This window comes from Cellulomonas humilata, from assembly GCF_030814415.1.
Taxonomy (GTDB): domain Bacteria; phylum Actinomycetota; class Actinomycetes; order Actinomycetales; family Cellulomonadaceae; genus Cellulomonas; species Cellulomonas humilata_A.
In genome coordinates this window covers 343,948-362,385 of sequence record NZ_JAUSVB010000003.1, presented here as the reverse complement: position 1 = coordinate 362,385, position 18,438 = coordinate 343,948, and the positions used below count along the sequence as shown (strand labels likewise).

General features: G+C 69.3%; 15 protein-coding genes. 2 read left to right on the top strand and 13 right to left on the bottom strand.

Going from position 1 to position 18,438, the window contains the following annotated elements:
* Positions 1 to 2 precede the first annotated feature (2 nt).
* Both J2X26_RS12750 and tig read right to left on the bottom strand, forming a co-directional pair.
* Complete coding sequence (locus tag J2X26_RS12750) at positions 3 to 602, bottom strand: ATP-dependent Clp protease proteolytic subunit (protein ID WP_307493173.1); 600 nt, start codon at positions 600 to 602, stop codon at positions 3 to 5.
* A 223-nt stretch (positions 603 to 825) separates the two neighbouring features.
* Complete coding sequence (gene tig / locus J2X26_RS12745) at positions 826 to 2,235, bottom strand: trigger factor (protein WP_307492768.1); 1,410 nt, start codon at positions 2,233 to 2,235, stop codon at positions 826 to 828.
* A 456-nt stretch (positions 2,236 to 2,691) separates the two neighbouring features.
* On the opposite strand from tig, the gene J2X26_RS12740 reads away from it, so the two are divergent.
* Entirely contained in the window at positions 2,692 to 3,717 is a 1,026-nt protein-coding gene (locus tag J2X26_RS12740) for an O-antigen ligase family protein (protein ID WP_307492767.1), read from the top strand.
* Here the strand turns inward: J2X26_RS12740 and J2X26_RS12735 are convergent.
* Together J2X26_RS12735 and J2X26_RS12730 are read right to left on the bottom strand one after the other, a co-directional pair.
* Positions 3,704 to 5,494, bottom strand: a complete 1,791-nt coding sequence (locus J2X26_RS12735) for a DUF4012 domain-containing protein (protein ID WP_307492765.1) — start codon at positions 5,492 to 5,494, stop codon at positions 3,704 to 3,706. The genes J2X26_RS12740 and J2X26_RS12735 overlap by 14 nt on opposite strands.
* A gap of 146 nt (positions 5,495 to 5,640) precedes the next feature.
* On the bottom strand, positions 5,641 to 6,441 hold the full coding sequence (locus J2X26_RS12730) for a glycosyltransferase (protein ID WP_307492764.1): 801 nt from the start codon (positions 6,439 to 6,441) through the stop codon (positions 5,641 to 5,643).
* An 805-nt stretch (positions 6,442 to 7,246) separates the two neighbouring features.
* Here J2X26_RS12730 and J2X26_RS12725 point away from each other — a divergent pair.
* Entirely contained in the window at positions 7,247 to 8,422 is a 1,176-nt protein-coding gene (locus J2X26_RS12725) for a hypothetical protein (protein ID WP_307492763.1), read from the top strand.
* Here the strand turns inward: J2X26_RS12725 and J2X26_RS12720 are convergent.
* The 9 genes from J2X26_RS12720 to J2X26_RS12680 form a co-directional block, all read right to left on the bottom strand.
* On the bottom strand, positions 8,413 to 9,660 hold the full coding sequence (locus tag J2X26_RS12720) for a lipopolysaccharide biosynthesis protein (protein ID WP_307492761.1): 1,248 nt from the start codon (positions 9,658 to 9,660) through the stop codon (positions 8,413 to 8,415). The two genes, J2X26_RS12725 and J2X26_RS12720, sit on opposite strands and share 10 nt — an antisense overlap.
* Positions 9,657 to 10,808, bottom strand: coding sequence for a non-hydrolyzing UDP-N-acetylglucosamine 2-epimerase (gene wecB / locus J2X26_RS12715; RefSeq protein WP_307492760.1), 1,152 nt, complete (start codon positions 10,806 to 10,808; stop codon positions 9,657 to 9,659). Before wecB ends, J2X26_RS12720 begins: the two co-directional genes overlap by 4 nt.
* Positions 10,808 to 11,899: a polysaccharide biosynthesis C-terminal domain-containing protein gene (locus tag J2X26_RS12710; protein WP_368671706.1), complete on the bottom strand. Its 1,092-nt coding sequence runs from the start codon at positions 11,897 to 11,899 to the stop codon at positions 10,808 to 10,810. The genes wecB and J2X26_RS12710 overlap by 1 nt, the downstream gene beginning before the upstream one ends.
* Entirely contained in the window at positions 11,896 to 12,930 is a 1,035-nt protein-coding gene (locus J2X26_RS12705) for an SDR family NAD(P)-dependent oxidoreductase (RefSeq protein ID WP_307492757.1), read from the bottom strand. Before J2X26_RS12705 ends, J2X26_RS12710 begins: the two co-directional genes overlap by 4 nt.
* Entirely contained in the window at positions 12,927 to 14,093 is a 1,167-nt protein-coding gene (locus tag J2X26_RS12700) for a glycosyltransferase family 4 protein (RefSeq protein WP_307493171.1), read from the bottom strand. Before J2X26_RS12700 ends, J2X26_RS12705 begins: the two co-directional genes overlap by 4 nt.
* Before the next feature lie 62 nt (positions 14,094 to 14,155).
* A complete protein-coding gene (locus J2X26_RS12695; RefSeq protein WP_307492756.1) occupies positions 14,156 to 14,794 on the bottom strand; it encodes an acetyltransferase in 639 nt (212 codons plus the stop codon).
* Positions 14,791 to 15,417, bottom strand: a complete 627-nt coding sequence (locus tag J2X26_RS12690; protein WP_307492755.1) for a sugar transferase — start codon at positions 15,415 to 15,417, stop codon at positions 14,791 to 14,793. The genes J2X26_RS12695 and J2X26_RS12690 overlap by 4 nt, the downstream gene beginning before the upstream one ends.
* Positions 15,414 to 16,493: an aminotransferase class I/II-fold pyridoxal phosphate-dependent enzyme gene (locus J2X26_RS12685; RefSeq protein ID WP_307493170.1), complete on the bottom strand. Its 1,080-nt coding sequence runs from the start codon at positions 16,491 to 16,493 to the stop codon at positions 15,414 to 15,416. Before J2X26_RS12685 ends, J2X26_RS12690 begins: the two co-directional genes overlap by 4 nt.
* Positions 16,494 to 16,504: 11 nt before the next feature.
* Complete coding sequence (locus J2X26_RS12680) at positions 16,505 to 18,271, bottom strand: polysaccharide biosynthesis protein (protein WP_307492754.1); 1,767 nt, start codon at positions 18,269 to 18,271, stop codon at positions 16,505 to 16,507.
* Positions 18,272 to 18,438 lie beyond the last annotated feature (167 nt).

Below are 18,438 nucleotides of genomic sequence, written 5' to 3'. Positions count from 1 at the left end.
CGTCAGGCCGTGCCGCCGCCGCCGGCGACCGAGTCGGCCTTCGTGACGACCTTGTCCACAAAGCCGTACTCGAGCGCCTCGGGGGCGGTGAACCAGCGGTCGCGGTCGGCGTCGGAGTTGATCTGGTCGATGCTCTTGCCCGTCTGGGCGGCGGTGAGCTCGGCGAGCACGTTCTTCATGTGGAGGATCAGCTGGGCGTTGATCCGCACGTCGGTCGCGGTGCCGCCGATGCCGCCCGAGGGCTGGTGCATCATCACGCGGGCGTGCGGCAGGGCGTAGCGCTTGCCCTTGGCGCCCGAGGAGAGCAGGAACTGCCCCATCGACGCGGCCATGCCCATCGCGATCGTCGCGACGTCCGGCTGGATGTACTGCATCGTGTCGTAGATCGCCATGCCGGCGGTGATCGAGCCACCGGGCGAGTTGATGTACAGCCAGATGTCCTTGTCCGGGTCCTCTGCGGCCAGCAGCATCATCTGCGCGCAGATCGCGTTGGCGTTCTCGTCGCGCACCTCGGAGCCGAGCCAGATGATGCGCTCGCGCAGCAGCCGGTTGTAGATGGAGTCATTGAGGCCGAAGGCCGGGCTGTCGGCCCGGGCCATCATCGGCGCTAGCTCGTTCACGAAGGCTCCCTCGTCTGACGGTGACGTCTGTCCTGCACCGCGCGGTCGTCCCCGGTCCGGGTACCCGTGCGATGCAGTGACCCTAACGCGCACCCCCACCCGCCCATGTCCCGCCACCGAGCGTTTTCGCTGACGGCAGAGCACGGCGACCGGGCAGACGGGAGGCCCCGCACCGGTGATCGGTGCGGGGCCTCCCGGTGCTGCCTCAGGCCTTGGTGTCCTCGGCGGTCTCGTCGTCGAACACGTCGAACGCAGCGATGTCGGTCGCGGCGTCGGACGGAGCCGCAGCGGCCCCGGCGATCTCGGCCTCCTCCGCGGCGTCCTCGGCGTCGGAGCCGATGAACTCCGAGAGGTCGACGGCCTGGCCGGAGCCGTCGGTCACCGCGACGCGACGCAGCGCGACGGCGAGCGCCTTGGACCGCGCGACCTCGGCGACCATCGTCGGGATCTGGCCCTGCTTGTCGATGGTCTGGATGAACGTGTTCGGGTCCATGCCGTACTGGCGCGACGCGTTCACCAGGTAGTCCAGCAGCTCGTTCTGGCTGACCTTGATCTCCAGCTGCTCGGCGAGCGTGTCGAGGAGGATCTGGTTGCGCAGCGCGGTGGTGGCCTGCTCGCCGACCTCGGCACGGTGCTCGTCGTCCTCGAGCCGGCCCTCACCCTCGAGGTGACGGTGCACCTCGGCCTCGACGACGCCCGCCGGGACGGGGATCTCGGTCGCGGCCAGCAGCTGCTCGAGCAGGAGGTCGCGGGCCTGCACGGCCTGGTTCGACGCCTTGATGCTGGACGCCTGCGTGCGCAGGTCCGCCGTGAGCTCCTCGAGCGTGTCGAACTCGCTGGCCAGCTGCGCGAAGTCGTCGTCGGCGTCGGGGAGCTGGCGCTCCTTGACGGTCGTAGCGGTGACGTTGACCAGAGCCGTCTCGCCGGCGTGGTCGCCGCCCGCAAGGGCCGTCTCGAACGTGGTCGCCTCGCCCGCCGAGAGGCCCGTGAGCGCCTCGTCGAGACCCTCGAGCATGTTGCCCGAGCCGATCTGGTAGCTGACGCCGGAGACGTTGTCGACCTGCTCGTCGCCGATGGTGGCGGTCAGGTCGATGACGACGAAGTCGCCCTCGGCGGCCGGTCGGTCGACGCCGACCAGCGTGCCGAAGCGCTCGCGCAGCGCGTCGAGACGGGCGGCGACGTCCTCGTCGGACACCTCGACGTCGTCGACCGTGACGGCAATGCCGTCGAGCGCCGGGACGGTGATCTCGGGGCGGACCTCGACCTCGGCGGTGAAGTGCAGCTCACCCTCCTCGCCGGCGGGAGCAGCGGTCAGGCCGGGGACCTTGGTGACCTCGACCTCGGGCTGACCCAGGGGGCGCAGCTTGTTCTCGCGGACGGCCTCGGCGTAGAAGCCGGACAGGCCCTCGTTGATCGCGTGCTCGAGGACCGCGGGGCGACCGACGCGCTGGTCGATGATGCGCGGCGGCACCTTGCCCTTGCGGAAGCCGGGGACGACGACGTCCTGGGCGATGTGCTCGTACGCGTGATCGATGCTCGGCTTGAGCTCGTCGTACGTCACCTCGACGGTCAGCTTGACCTTGGTGGGCTCCAGGGTCTCGACGGCGCTCTTCACTTCGATGGTCTCCAACTGATCGGGGCGGGCGCCGGCGACTCCGGCGATCTCCGTTGGTTCAGGGCCGCACGCCGTCGCCCGCACCCCGAAGAGGGGCCCGACGACCGCACGCTGGCGACCCTCGACCTTACGCCACGGGGAGCGGCGGTCCCAAGCCGAGAGGCTGTGTCGGACAGCCCACACCTTCGACGCAGCAGAACGAGGGCCCCCCGAACCGGTAGCATCGGTCCACTGCCACCGGTCCCGGTGCCCGTCCGACACTGTCGACCGCGCGGCCGCGGGCTTCTCTCCAGGGGACGACGACCGACCGTGATCCGAGCCGCTCGCGCCCTCGCGCTTGCCCCTCTGCCGTGGCGCGTGATGGTACCGATCACCCTCACGGCGACGATGCTGGGAGAGTCTCCGCTCGGGAACCGGATACCTGGGATCGTCGTGGAGCTCGCGACGTTTACCCCCATGCTGTTCTTAGCCGTCGTGCTCGCCGTCGCATGGGTGCCGGCCCGACCCGACCGGCCCGACCTGCTCGTCCAGGTAGGCGCCCTGGGTCTGGCTGCCGCCGCGCTCGTGAGCTCGCTGCCGAGCCCGCACCGGGGTACGAGCTTGGCCCAGACGGCCGTCCTGCTGGTGATGCTCGTCATGGTCGTCGGCACGGGCTACTCCCGCTGGCGGCCGGCACCGGGGCTGCTGCGTGGAGACCTGGTGGCGATGACGGTGACGGGATCCTTCTGGTCGCTCACATCCACCGCACTCGTGCTCGCGAAGGAACCCTGGGCCATCGGACCGTATGGTCGCGCGGTCGGCGTCTTCTCGAACGCCAACTACCTAGGCATGGTTTCGGCCACGTCGCTCGTGACGGCGCTCGCGCTAACGCTGGGTGTCACCGACGTACGGCGACGTCGATGGGCGTTCGCAGCGACATTCGTGCTGCTCGTCCCCGTCGCGCTGTCGCAGTCCCGAGGGGCCGCGCTCGCAGCTGCGGCCGGCGTCATCGTCACCCTCCTAGCCCTGGGGCGCTCAAGGGCAGCGCTCGCTGCGCTGGTGGCCGGCCTCGCGGCAGCCGTCGGAGCCGCACTCCTGGTGCCGGATCTCCTGAGCCGCCTCCCCACGGACGACGTGACGTCGGGACGCTGGGCGCTGTGGCGCACCCTGCTCGAGTTGTGGGCACAGCACCCCGTCGTCGGGATCGGCTACCGGACGACCGAGCTCGTCGCCGGAATGTCGGCTCACAACATCCTGCTCGCCACGCTGGTCGAGACCGGCGTCATCGGGCTGCTGGCCCTCCTCGCTGTGATGGTCGGCGCCCTGTGGTCGGGCCGCCGGTCGCCACTGCTGGGTGCCGTGGTGTGCGTGCTCGTCGCCGAGCAGAGCGAGTCGACCCTGTTCGGATGGGCCGGTCCGACGGCCCTCACAGCCTGGCTCGTCCTCATCGCACACGGTCGATGGGGTCAAGCCCAGAAGGTCGCAAAGCTCAGCGCAGTATGACGGAGTCGCACGACAGCGGCTCCGCCTGGCGCAGCGTGCCGTCCGAGGTCGGCGTCACCGCCGTGACGAGCTGCCGCTGACCGGGCTCGTCCATGAGGAAATCCACGGTTACCTCTTGCGTCTCTCCCGGCGGGACCTGGACGGAGAGCGCCAGGACCTCTCGCCCCTCGTCGTAAATCGGCTCCACAAGCTCGACAGGACTCCCGTCGACCCTGGCACCGACTGTCGCCGCCTTCACCGGCAGGTAGAAGAAGAGCAGCAGCCGCTGCGTCCCCGTCGGGATGCCGAGATCCGCGTGCCCCAGCCCCGCGATCGACGGGCTCAAACCGGCCACCGCCTCCGGGGGGAGCTTGTTGGTGAGCGTCAGGGTCTCCCGGTGAACCACCCGGCCGTCCGGGGTGCAGACAGCACTGCCGGTGGTGAGAGAGCTGCCGAGGTAGAAGTTGAGCTTCGAACCCACCTGGTCGTTGATGTAGACGCCCGCGGCATCGGTCGTCGGCGTGCTCACGGGGAGTCCGACGGCACCCGCGCCAGTCCGCTCGAGCGCCGCGCGCTCGTCGCCGTCGGCCAGCCAGACGGTCAGGTTGGCGCCCTGCACTGCGGACGCCAAGCCACTGAACAAGGTGGCAGGGTCGAACTGCCCGGACGTCAGCCTGGCGAACGTCAGCAGGACCGTCTCGGCGTACACGGCACCTTGAGCGGCGTCATCGGCCAGGATGTCGCCGGAGTTGTAGCGCACATAGACCTGGTTGAACAGCAGGCTGACCACGTTGTCCGACGTGACGACGTCCCCGGTGGACAACGTGATCGGACCAAGCGCGGTCAGCGCGTACGCGAGCGCCCGGCCGTCCATCGAGACGACACCGTCGATCTCCTTGCCGAACGCCGATCGCCACTCCGCCTGGACTACCTGTGCGGCGGTCTCCGCGCTCGGGCGCGTCGTCGCGTTCGCGATGAACCGGCCGACCGCACCCGGGTACACGCTGTCGTCGAACCCGCCGCGGATAGGGATGATCGACGCGGTGTGCTGAAGGAACGCCGGGTCCGTCGCCGGGACCACGCGGGCCAACGAGATCGCACCGTCCGCCACGTCGATCTCAGCGAAGGACAGTGCCGTGCCGCCGAGCGACCGCAGCTCGGCGTTGTTGAGGAACATCACGACGTAGGTCCGGCTACCGCCCGCGGCAAGCATCGCCGGGATGCGCTTCACCACAGGCGCCGCGTCCTGCAGTGCCGGTGCCAGCTGGTTGAGGACCTCGCTCAGCTGCGTATGCGCGGCACCCAGCTGAGGCACCGTTCCCGCGGTGTCGATGCCGGCCAGATCCTCCTGCGCCGCCGTCACGCCGTCAGCCACGCCGGTGACGACCTCTGCGGCGTGCGTCAGCGGCCCTAGCGGGATCTTGCCGTCCTGCGGCGCCAACGATTCCGCGCTGAACTTCGGGACCAAGTCGGCCATCGGTTCGGCCGCGGCGAGCGTGTCGTCGACGACCTCGGTCAGTTCTCGCAGCACGGCCAAGTTGCGGCCCAGTAGCGGCACACGCTCGGCGAGTCGGAGCACCGGGTCCTGCGTCGCCGCACGCGCGGAAGCGGCGTGCCGACGGATCTCCGAAAAGGTGGCTGGGACCGCGTCGTAGTCGCCCGTGACCACCTGCTCCTTGGCGATGGCGACCGCGGCAGCCGCCTGACGCATCTGGTTGGTCGCCTGCCAGGCCTGCGCGATCGCCCACGACGCGACGAACACCAGAGCTGCGAGCCCGGCGAGCAGGCACGGGCGCAACGCGCTCCTCCGCCGGATGACATGGCGGGGCGCCAGACCGCGCACCTGCCGCCCGGTGCGACCCCCGCGCGGCCCGGCGGGCTCGACCGACGGACTCGCCGACACGGGCGCGTGCGTGGACGGCCGGCGTTGTGCCCGGGTTCCCGTCATCGGGGCAGTGCCCCAGGCAACCCCGCGCCGTCCAGTGAGGACTCGACGAGCCTCGTGGCCGCGGCGTCCGCGGAGAGCTCGTCGTCGTAGAGCTTCCTAGCGCTCCGGGCGCGCCGTGCGAGAGCGCCGTCGACCTGCTCGGACCGCAGTGCTCGAAGGGCGCTTGCGAGCGCCGGAGCGTCGTCCACGGGGATCACAAGCCCGGCCCCCCGCGACTCGACCATGGCGCCGGCGTCCGATGTCGGCTCGACGGCCACGACCACGGGGACACCCAGACCGCAGTACTCCACGATCTTGGACGGGAAGGACGGCACACTCACCCCGCCGACGGTCACCGCCACGCCCACGTCCACCGTACGGAGCAGTGCCCGGTAGTCTGCACGCGCCAGCATCCCGAGGAACTCGATCCCGTCGATCCCGGCCGCGCGATGCTCGAGGCCTTCCCGCTCGGGCCCGTCCCCCGCAATGAGAATGTCGATCGGATCCTCGCGCAGGAGCGCGGCGGCGTCCACGATCGTCTCGACCCCCCGGCCGCGGACGAGCTGACCGCCGAACATGACGCGGAGGCGGTCACCGTCTGGGTGCGCGGCGCCCACGGGCTCGTCACCCGACGAGGACCACGGCGGCACAACGACGGTGCGCGCGTTGACTCCAGGAAAGTATCGCCGGAAGAACGCCACGTTTGCCGGACTCATCAGCGCCACGACGTCGGCGGAGCGGATCGCCGCCGCCTCGGTCGCCTTCATCAACCCGGCGGCCCACCTGGCGCGAATGCGGCCGATCTCCAGCTGGTGCACGGGGAAGAAGTCCCACAGGACGAGGGTGAGCCTACGGACGACACCGCTTCGCCGCAGGTGCCCTGGCACACCCCAGGTGAAGCAGGCGATCGACGTGTACAGGCCGAGGTCATACGTCTCCCGCCGGGTCCAGCGTCGCGCGGTCCACCACAGACCCAGCCCGGAGAGGAGGTAGGCGACCAGCTTGGCCGGCGCGGACCGGACCTCGAAGTGTGGTCCGACGCTCAGGACTCGAAGCCCCGCCGACGTCTCGGGCTGGAGTCCTCGCGGCCGGGGGCGCGTGGTGTCGGCGACAACGACATCGACCAGATTTCCCGCGCGCAGCAGCGAGTCCACGAGGTCGTCCACCAGCCACGCCTCGCGAGGCGACCTGGCGAAGACGCTCGTGAAGATGAGGATCCTTCGGCCGCCCAGCACCCCGGAAGTGTACGGGCCCCGCCTGTGCGGTCGGTGCAGACAACCTGGGAATTCGCTGGGCGCCCCCCGCCGACGACATGCCAGACCACTGCCCGGAAGTCCGTAGACTCCGCGGGTGGACGGCAGCCTCCCGGATGCCATGAACCACGACGGAGATCGCCCGATGGCCCGCCGCCCTGACGCCCATTCGACAACCCGACCGTGGCGGGCGCGCCTCGGTCTCGAGACGCCGGGGGTAGTTGTTGCCCGGACGGGTCGCGAGCCGTGGCCCGTCCTCCTTGTGCCCATCTTGTCGATCACCGCCTGGTGGGCGCTGAGCCTCCTGGTATGGGCCACAGGTTTTCCCATCCCTTACGTCCGCTCCAACCTGTGGCCGACGGTCGCGTTCGTGACGGTGGTCGTGCTGCTGGCCACGGCAGGGTTCGTGCTCGTCGGAGCGCGTATGGCCGGCGAGGTGAGACCGGCGGTGCTCGGGCGGATACCACCGGTGCCGGTGCTCGTCGGGACCATCGCGGCGCTCGTTCTCCTGGTGCCGTGGGCGTCGAGCTATTCGGGCTTCCAGGCCTGGCAGGTTCTCGACGCGCTGAGTGACCAGGGTGGCGCTTTCGCGGCAGCTGCGGAGAAGGTGGCCGACGGGACGGCGGGTCGGATGGGCGTCGTGGTCGTGCAGACCATCGCGGCTCCCTTCACCCTGGCCGCAGTCCCGTGCACGGCCTGGGCATGGTTCGAGCACCGGAGATACCCGGTGCTGTTCGGGCTCGCGCTCGTGACGCAGCTCACCATGAGCGTCTTGGTGGGCCGGGACTATTACATGACCTCTGCCGTGCTGCTCGTCCTGGCAGCATGGGTGCTCTCCCGCGTCCGCCGCGGCATTCGCCCATCCTGGCGGACGGCCGCCGTCGCGACAGTCGTCCTCGTGCTGTTCACCTTGTCTTTCATCGCCCGCAAGATCACCCGGCAGGGCGCCGTCCAGCCACTGTGCGCGCCCGGCATCGCCGAGTGCACGTCCACCCGCCCGCCGACCGCGTGGGAGGCGCTGACGACCTACGTCGCCAGCTACGTCAGCCAGTCGATGGAAGGACTGAGTCGCGCCCTGTCCGGCACATGGTCGTTCGGTGGCGGCTACAGGCACTCCCCCGCGCTCTCAGGGCTGCTCAGCGAGGGCGGCACGTCGGACGCGACGGTCATCACCGACCAGCTCGCCGCCCGCGGGTGGTCGGACACGGCCTACTGGAGCACCGCGTGGTCGTGGATGGCGAACGACCTGCCGTGGGTCGTAGTTCCGCTCGTCGTGGGCCTGTTCGCGGCCGCGCTAGCTGTCTTCTGGCGGCGCGCCGTTCGCGATGCCGACTGGCTGTCCGTGACCGTCTTCTGCCAGGGGTGGCTGACGATGTTCTTCATGGCCCAGAACAATGTGCTGACGAGCAATGGGCCTGCCTACCTCGGCTTCCTCGCCCTTGTGGTGCTGTTCGCGGTGCGGGAGGTTCGACGCGCTCTCGCTCGACGTGGCACTGGCACGGAGCTGGATCCCGAACCGACGTCCGGTCCCGAGGCTCAGAAGTAGGAGCGGACGCGCCGCCGCCGCTGCAGGATGACCGCGGCGGCCAGGGAGTAGACGGCGCCCAGAACAGCAGCCAGGGCGACCGTCGCCAGTGCCCCGCTGTGGAGGGCGAGCCACAGCCCGAGGGTCAACCAGACCGAGGCGATCGCCATCGACAGCACAAGGGCCCGGTGTTCTAGGTCGCACAGAAGCATGAGCGGGTTCACCTGACCGAGAGCCACCACGACGAGCGCGCCGACGGCCAGGATCCGCAGCATGTCCGCGGCGGGCTCGAATCCCGGTCCGTAGAGCAGCGAGATCAGAGGCGCGGCGGCCACGATCAGCACGAGGCTCGGCAGCACGACCAGCGCCAGGGCCTGCGCGGTGCTTCGCCGCGTGAGGTGGTTGAGGTCGTCGAGCCGCCCCGAGTGATAGAGCTCAGAGAATCGCGGTGTCAGATAGCTCACCTGGATCGCCGGGACCAGGGTCACAAAGTTGGCCAGCCGCGTGGCGACGCTGACCCAAGCGACCGAGTCGGGCCTGCCTGCGACGGTGAGCACGAGGACGGGCGCCCAGGCGACCGCGTAGAACACGAGGGACGTACCCATCATCGACGAGAGCGTCGCGCCCCGGCGCCGGACGAATTCGCGTAGCCCGTCACCCGCTGGGCCGTTGGGCCGCTCGCGGGTTGAGCGGACGGCCAGCGCGACCGACCACGTGGCCGTGATCAGCGCGGCGACAGCGAACGCGACGATCGCCCTCGTCAGCGTCAGCCCGGGGCCCGCCGTGGCGGCGACGACGAGGACAGTCGACAGGATCGGCACCGAGCCGAGCTCGGCGAGCACGCCCGAGACCATCCGCCCCTGGCCGCGCAGAATGGAGCCTGCGACGACGGCGAGGGCCTGTGGAGGCACCGCGACGGCGGCCCAGACCACGGCCGTGCCGTCGAGCCCGTCGACGTCCAGGAACTCGAGCGCCACGCCGAGCAGCAGGCCGGCGGCGAGCCCGGCGATCGTCACGACCTTCCAGCCCTGCCGCAGCTCGCCCCGGACGGGGCCGGTCCCGCCGAGCAGCTTGATCGCGAGGTTGTCGACGCCGAACCGTCCGAGCGTCGCCGCCACGGCGCCAACGGTGTACACCACGAAGAACGAGCCGGCCGCGGGGACCGTCAGGTTCCGCGCGACCGCGATCGTCAGGGCGAACGAGGCGACGATCGACGCCGCGCGCGCCAAGAGCGCACGGACCGTCGGCGACAGGTTCACCGAGCCGAGCGCTCCGCAGGACGGATCCCGACCCGCGCATGGTGGGTGTGGAAAGTAGACCGGATGAAGTTGACCACCCGCCGCGACGTGTCGGCAATCTGGTAGTCCGCCGGCACCGCGGCCGGGCCCTCGTCGTCGAACTGCCGGATCGTCGCGGCGAGGCCGTCGAGCACGGCGGGTCCCTGTACGCCGGTCGTGATGGTCACACCGGTGTCCAGGGCCTCTGGCCGCTCGATGGCGTCCCGCAGCGAGATCGCGGGGAAGCCGAGCAGCGACGACTCCTCGCTGATCGTCCCGCTATCGGAGAGCACGGCCCGGGCCGTGGTCTGCAGCCGGAGGTAGTCGTGGAACCCGAAGGGGCGGTGGAAGACGATCCCCTCCTTGAGGTCGGCAGGCTGGGCCTCGAGGCGCGCCCTGGTGCGCGGGTGCGTTGACACCAGCACGGGCAGACCGTACGCGTCGCGCAGCTGCGTGAGCGTGGCCAGGAGGGCGCCCAGGCGCGCCGGGTCGTCGACGGTCTCTTCGCGGTGGCTGCTCACGAGGAAGAAGCCGCCCGCGCTGAGACCCTCGCGTTCGAGCACGTCGCTCCCGGCGATCCCGTCCCGGTTCGCCTCCAGCACCTCGCGCATGGGCGAGCCCGTCAGGAGGATCCGCGACGGATGGATGCCCTCAGCCAGGAGGTTGCGACGGGCATGCTCGGTGTAGACGAGATTGTAATCGGACACGTGGTCGACCAGCCGACGGTTGGTCTCTTCCGGGACGTTGAGGTCGAACGACCGGTTGCCCGCCTCCATGTGGTAGGTCGGGATGCGGAGGCGACGGGCCATCAGTGCGGCGATGCAGCTGTTGGTGTCCCCGAGGACGAGGACCGCGTCCGGTCTCTCCTGCAGCAGGACGGCCTCGACCTTCATCAGGATCGAGCCCAGCACCGCGCCGAGGGAGCGTGTGTCCGCCTCGAGGAAGTGGTCAGGTCGACGCAGACCGAGGTCGTCGAAGAACACCTCGTTCAGCTCGTAGTCGTAGTTCTGTCCGGTGTGCACCAGGACGTGGTCGACCTCGCGGTCGAGCCGGTGCATCACGGCGGCGAGCCGGATGATCTCGGGGCGGGTGCCGACGACCGTCAGCACCTTGGGCCGGTGGGGGGCCATCACACCACCTCTGCGATCGTGTCGGGTCGGGTCGGGTCGAAGATGTCGTCCGTCCAGAACGACGTGTACAGCAGCTCGTCACCGACGTTCTGGATGTTGTGGGCCCATAGCGTCGGCATGTCGACCGCGAGCGGGTGCTCGCCGTCGACCTCGACGTGGACCACCTCCGTGCCGAACAGACGGCGTAGCGAGATGACCGCGCGGCCGGACAGGACCGTGAACCGTTCGATCTTGCGCCTGTGGAAATGCTCACCACGCACGATCCCAGGCTTGGTGGTTGAGAATGACGACTGCCCGGGACCGCCGTGCGTCCGCGCAATCTCGAAGAACGACCCTCGTGCGTCGGAGTGCCGAACGAGGGGAACCGCAGGGCGCAACTCAGTGACGTACGAGCGGTATGTGTTGAACAGGTCGCGGTCCACTTTCTGGGCCACGTCCGGGATGTCGCCGGTGGAGTACGTGGCGGCCATCGCCGTAAGCCGCTCGAGCAGCTCGACGACGCTGAGCTCCTGGACCAGGGTTTCCAGGTCGGAGGACGGGAATGTGCCCACCAGCAAGTCTGCGGCGTCCTGTGCGTGCAGCAGCCGCAGACCGCGGTCGACGTCGACCCTCGGGCGCTCGCCACGCGCCAGCAGGTGACAGAACGTGGCGGTGACGGCATTGTAGAACGGCCGGCCGTGCTCGCCGAACAGGTTGGGCAGTCGGAGATCATGGAACTCGGCACCCACGCGGTTCGCAGCGCCAGTGAGCCGCGTCGCGGCGTCCGCCTTCGCCTGCCCGTAGATGCCGCCGACGTCGGACTGCACGGAGCCCGCGTACGCGACCCGGCGGGCGGTGGTGCCCTGCTCGAGCACGGACGCGAGCTGCTCCGCGAAGAGCGCGTTGCCGTCGCGAACCTCACCGTCGGTCCCTCGGTTGACCCCTGCCAGGTGGATCACCAAGTCGCTGTTCTCCACAGCCCGCCGGGCGGCGTCCGCGTCGAACGCGTGACCGACGGCCAGCGTGGTGACCTCGTCGCCCCGCTCGCGCAGCGCCGCTCGGACGTGCAGGCCGAGGAAGCCACCACCGCCGGTGAGTACCGTCCGCGTCACGGGACCGTGATCCCGGCCGCCGCGAGCTCGGCCCGCACCGGCTGGAGGAGCAGGAGCATGTCCTTGATCTCGTTGAGGCTCATCCGCTCGACGCTCTGGGAGTCGTAGTCGTCGAACTGGCTCTGGCTGCGGTCCCCCTCGTCGACGTAGATCGCGTAGTTCAGGTCGCGGTTGTCCGCGCGGATCCGGAAGTACGTGCCCTCGTCAACCGCGCGCGCGAGCTCCTCACGGCTCGCCAACGCCTCGAACCGCTTCTCGGCGTGCCGGATGCCGATGACGTCCACGCGCGACGACGACTCGAAAAGCTCCGTGATGGCCGTCGCAAGGTCCCCGATCGTGCACGCCGGGGCCTTGCGGATGAACAAGTCACCTTGCTGGGCGTGCATGAAGGCGAACTCCACGAGCTCGACCGACTGCTGCAGAGACATCATGAACCGCGTCATTCCGGGGTCCGTCACGGTGAGGTTCTTGCCCGCTCGGACCTGCTTGATGAACAGCGGGATCACCGAGCCGCGCGAGTACATGACGTTGCCGTAACGGACGCACGACACCACGGTGCCGGCATCCGGGTCGTTGAGACCGTGGGACTGGGCGACCTTCTCCATGAGAGCCTTGCTCATCCCCATCGCGTTCACGGGGTACACGGCCTTGTCGGTGGACAGGCACACCACGGAGCTGACGCCAGCGGCCTCGGACAGTCGGACCACGTTCTCGCTCCCCAGAACATTGGTGCGAACGGCCTCGAGCGGGAAGAACTCGCAGGAAGGCACCTGCTTGAGGGCAGCGGCGTGGAATACGTAGTCGACACCGCGCACAGCGCGCTCGACGCTCAGAGCGTCGCGGACGTCTCCGACGTAGAAGCGGGCGCGCCCATCCCGGAGCTCGTGCCGCATTGCATCCTGCTTCTCCTCGTCGCGGCTGAGGACCCGGACCTCGTCGACGCCCAACGTGAGCATACGCTGGGCCACGGTGCGCCCGAACGACCCGGTGCCCCCCGTGACCAGGACCTTCTTACCCTCGTAGGCACTCATCGTGCGGACTCCATGTGTTCGTGGACGAGCACCTTCAGCAGGGCGTGCTCGATGGTGTCGATGCCCGCGCGGGCGGACATCTTGGACTCGTAGGTCTGCCGGGCGTTCCGGCCCCAGGACCCGCGTTGCTCGGCGGTCGACCTCGCGGCCGACCGCAATGCCTCGACGAGCGCGTCGTCGTCGCCCGGCGCAACGACGAGGCCGCAGTCGCCGTCGCGGACCAGCTGGCCCGCATCCCCAGCGACGGCGACGACGACGGGGACTCCGCACGCGAGGCTCGCCGCGAGCTTCGACGGCACCGTGACCCGAAACAGGGGCAGGTCGGCGAGGGACACCAGCTGAAAGTCAGAGCGGAGGTACACGTCTCTCATCCCGGCCGCGTCGACGCGGCCGAGGAAGCGGACGTTGTCCGCACCGAGTTCCTGGGCGAGGTCGCGCAAGCGCTCCTCGGCGACGCCGGAGCCGACGATCTCGACGACGAGGCCAGGCACGTCACGCACCCGGGAAGCGGCCCGGATCAGGACGTCCAGGGCCTGGACCTCGCCGAGATTACCGGCGAATGTGACCGTAGTCCTGCGGTCCTGCGGTGTGCGGGCGGCAGCCACCTCCGCCGACATCTCTTCGTTCACAGACCAGTTGAGCGCGTGGCTCGTCCGGTCGGCCGACGCTCCTCTTTCTACGAGGAGCTGGGCCATCGAGGGAGCGATGGCCACGACGGCTCCGGCCGAGCGGTACACCGACCGGATCCACGGGCCGAGTAGCGCACCCACCCCGCGTCCGAGCCACGCGCCGAGCATCCCCGAACCGACGATCGAGTCGGGCCACACGTCCTGGACGTGCAGGACGTAGGGCAGCGCGTACCGGCGCGACCAAGTGCGCGGTCCGATCGCGGCAGTGAGCTGCGGGGCGTAGACGTACACAGCGTCGAACCGGTCCGCGTTCCGGACCAGCCGCCGCGACGAGAGGCCGAAACTCACGTAGTTGAGGATCCGACCGAGCGGGTTGCGGGAATGGCTCACGATCATCGGCACAGTCCGCACCGCGACGCCGTCGACCTCGCGCACTTCACCGCGCCGGGCGTATCCGGGGTAAAGGCGACCCTCCGGGTAGTTGGGCAGCCCAGTCACCACCCGAACGTCGTGCCCTCGCGCCCGGAGCCCCATAGCGATCGACGCGGGGATCGGGACAGGCTCCGGCGCATAGTACTGCGACACGACCAACACCCTCACCGCGCTGGTACCCCCTTCACGACGACGGCCTCCGGCACGTCGCGCGTCACGCAGGCGGCGGCGCCGACCGTGGACCATGCCCCGAGAGACAGCCCTTGCAGGATGACGGCACCGGCGCCGACCAGCACCCCGTCACCCACGTGCACGGACCCGGACAGGATCGCGCCGGGGTTGACGGACACGAAGTCGCCGAGCACAGTGTCGTGCCCGACGATGCTGCCAGAATTGAGGTGGCACCACGCCCCGAGGACGGCCTCGGTGGAAACCTGGACGCCGGCACACAGGACCGCGCCGGGGCCGATGCGCACTTGCTCACCAATCACAGCCGACGGATGCAAGAGCGTGACGGGCTCGACGCCTGTGACCGCGAGCCGGGCCACCAGCCGGCCGCGGGACTGCGGCGCGCCGACCGCCAGAACGCAGCCCGCCTCCGGGCGCGTGGACAGCCACTCGTCGAGCGGCCCTAAGTACGGCGCCCCGCGGCGAGTCAGCCGGGCGAGTGCGTCTTCGGACGGCGAGTCGTCGACGACACCGACGAGTTGCAGATCCGAGCCGGCACGCACCATCGCCGCGAGCACGTCGAGCGCCTCGCGCCCGAACCCGCCCGCTCCGACGACCACCACTGGGCGGGTCATGTGCGACCCCCGGCGTCTGAGCCCCGGAATTCGATCGCACTGACGGTCCCGGGGGCGACGATGCCGTGCCGACGCACGACCGCCGAGACGCTCTCGAGGAGGATCCCGAGGTCGAGCCCAAAGGAGCACGTGTCCACGTACTCGACGTCGAGGGAAAGTCGCGTGTCCCAGTCAAGGGCGTTGCGGCCGCGAACCTGTGCCAGCCCAGTCACACCGGGCTTGACCTCGTGCCGGCGGGCCTGCTCCGGTGTGTAGCGGTCCAGGTACTGCACGAGCAGCGGGCGGGGACCTACGAGACTCATCTCCCCGCGGACGACGTTGACCAGCGACGGGAGCTCGTCCAAGCTCGTGGCGCGCAGTGCGGCACCGACGCGAGTGATCCGTGCGGCGTCGCTCCCGACGCCCGTCGACCCGTCACCACGCATGGTGCGGAACTTCAGAAGAGTGAACGGGCGCGCCCCGCGTCCCGGCCGGACCTGTCGAAAGAGGATGGGAGAGCCGACGCCTACCCGCACGACGACTGCTACGACAAGTAGCAAAGGCGACAGCAGGACCAGCCCGCCGCCGGCGACAACGACGTCCAGCGTGCGCTTGCTCCAGCGATAGGCAACGGTGTCGCTCATGCGCGCCCGACCAGGAAGTCCGCTATCGCCATCTGCACGCGATACAACTGTCCGTCGTCGAGTGCCGAGCCGCTGGGCAGGGTCACGCCTCGGGAGAAGATGACCTCAGCGGTCCCCGTTCGGAACGAGCGCGTGCCGTCGAAGACGGGCTGCAGATGCATCGGCTTCCACAGGGGTCGACTCTCGATGTTGCATTGCTGCAGATGGTCCACGAGGTCGCCGGACGACCAGCCTGCCTCAGCGGGGTCGACGAGCAGGGCGGTCAGCCAGGAGTTGTCATCGTCGTCGTCGACACCCTGGAAGATCTGGACGCCTCCAACGGCCGCGAACTGGTCGCGGTAGCGCTGCCGGATTGCCCTGCGTCGGGCGATCATGGTGTCGAGCCGCTCGAGTTGGGCCAGGCCCACGGCGGCCAGGAGGTTGCTCAGGCGATAGTTGTACCCGACCTCGTCGTGCTCGTAGTGGAGGACCGGGAGTCGCGCCTGGGTGGATAGGTGCCGGACCCGCCGGGCGAGTTCGCCATCGTCGGAGAGGAGCATCCCGCCGCCGGACGTGGTCATGATCTTGTTCCCGTTGAACGACAGCACCGCCGCAGCGCCGAACGACCCCGCCGCTCGCCCTGCGTGTGACGCGCCCATCGCCTCCGCCGCGTCTGCCAGCACGGGGACGCCGTGCCGCAACGCGATCGGCTCTAGGGTCGTGTAATCGGCGGCGCGCCCGAGCAGATCGACCGGCACGACCGCGGCGACTCGCCGACCGTCGCGAGCCAGCGCCGTGAGCGCCTCGTCCAGAAGCTCGGCGTCGAGGTTGCCCGAGACCGGATCGACGTCCACGAACACCGGCTCCGCGCCCGTATACGTGATGGCGTTCGCGGTCGCCACGAACGTCAGGGTGGACGTCACGACTACATCTCCCGGGCCGACTCCGAGCGTCAAGAGACCGAGGTGCAACGCGGCTGTCCCTGAGGAGAGGGCGACAGCGTGGTCGACTCCGACGCGCTGCGCGACGGCTGACTCGAAGGCCGTGAGGTAGGGACCGGTCGGCGCGACCCAACCCGACCTCACGGCGTCGAGCATGTACTGCTCCTCTAGCGCGCCGACGTCGGGGGGCGAGAGGTAGATCCTGTCGGTCTGCACCATGTCCTCTCCAGCTCGAGGTCGCCCGGGTCCAGAGGGTCGACGCACGCGTGCGAGATCAGCGGGTGGACCGGCCGACGGCCCACCTCGTCCGACCCAACCAGCTCTTCGTGCACCTTTTCGCCGTGGCGCAGACCAGTGAACACGATCGCGATGTCTCGTCCAGACATCTCGATCATGCGGTTTGCGATGTCCAGGATGCGCACGGGCTCGCCCATGTCGAGAATCAGGACCTCGCCGGGGTTGCCGATCGCGCCGGCCTGGATGACCAGCTGACACGACTCGGGAATCGTCATGAAATAGCGAGTCGCCTCGGCGTGCGTGACGGTCAGGGGGCCGCCTGAGTCGATGAGGGACGCGAAAGTGGGCACAAGAGAGCCGCGGCTGCCGAGCACGTTGCCAAAGCGGACCGAGAGGTAACGACCTTCCGACTGCAGCGCCGCCCACGCCGTGAGCCGCTCCGCAGCCCGCTTCGACATGCCCAGGACGCTGATCGGGTTGGCAGCCTTGTCCGTCGAGATGGTCACAAAGACGCCGACGTCGACCGCGAGCGCCGCTTCGAGCACGTTGAGGGTCCCGACGACGTTCGTCTGCCACGCCTCCTCCGGATACCGCTCAAGGACGGGTAGGTGCTTCAGTGCAGCCGCGTGGAAGACCACTTCGGGGCGCCGCTGCTCAAACACCTCCCGGATCGTCGCGGCGTCGCGAATGCTCGCCAGCACCACGTCATCGCCGTCGAGCAGACCCTGGCCCGTCAAGGAGATCTGTGTCGCCTGGAGTCCTGTCTCATCGTGGTCCAGCATGATGAGCTCGGCGGGCGAGAACTGGAACAACTGACGGCACAGCTCGGAGCCGATGGAGCCACCAGCACCCGTGACCAGCACGCGCTTGCCCTCGACGTAACCGGCCACTAGTTCGAATTGGGTGTCGATTGGCCGACGACCCACGAGGTCTTCGATCGAGACGTCGCGAAGGTCCCGTAGCCGTGACTTACCACTAAGGATCTCTTCCAGCGGCGGGAGCACCTTGACGTTGAGACCGGCCAGACGTGCGCCGTCGGAGATCTGCCGCAACAGGATTGCGTCCGCTCGAGCGATCGCGACGACGAGTTCCGTCGCACCGGTCCGCCGCGTGACGGCCTCGAGGTCCGCCCCCGTGCCGAGAACTCGGACGCCGTCGACCCAGGTGTTGCGGCGCTCCGGCGCATCGTCGATCAGGCCCACCGGCATCAGATTCGCGGAGGGATCAGTGAGCATCCGCCGCACGAGGGTAGATCCGAGGTAGCCGGCGCCGTAGACGAGCACTCGGGCCGAACCCTCGGGCGGGCGTGTCGCCAGCTCCGTGAACCGGCGGTCGAGGTACCGCACCCCACCCATGATCACGAAGGCGATCGGGAAGGCAATCAGGATCGAACTGCGCGGGACCATTACCGACTGCCCGACGAGCACCACGACGGCGCCGACTACGAGCCCTGTTGTCAACGTGACCCAGAAGATGCTGTTGACCTCGGCGAGCGTGCCGATCCGGTGCCGCGTGCCGTACGCGTGCCCGAGGCGACCGATGACCGCCTGCAGCAACGCCGCGAGCAGCCAGACCGCCACAAGCGGGTCGACATGGATCTGGTCCAGCTGGAAGTCGTAGCGAAATGCGACAGCGCCGAAGATGCCGATGGCCCAGGCAACTGAGTCGAGGACATGCCGAACGGCGATCCTGCCCACGTCGGCTCCAGTCTCCTCAATTGCTCCCGCAACGCACGGACGTCGACCGAGTCTGTCGCGGCCCGTGGTTACCGCCCCGGGTAGGTTCCCATACGGAGGCCCATCGGCCCAAACTCATCCGAAGTCGAGGCGCTATCACTCTTGCGGCATCCTTCGCAGGAATGGAC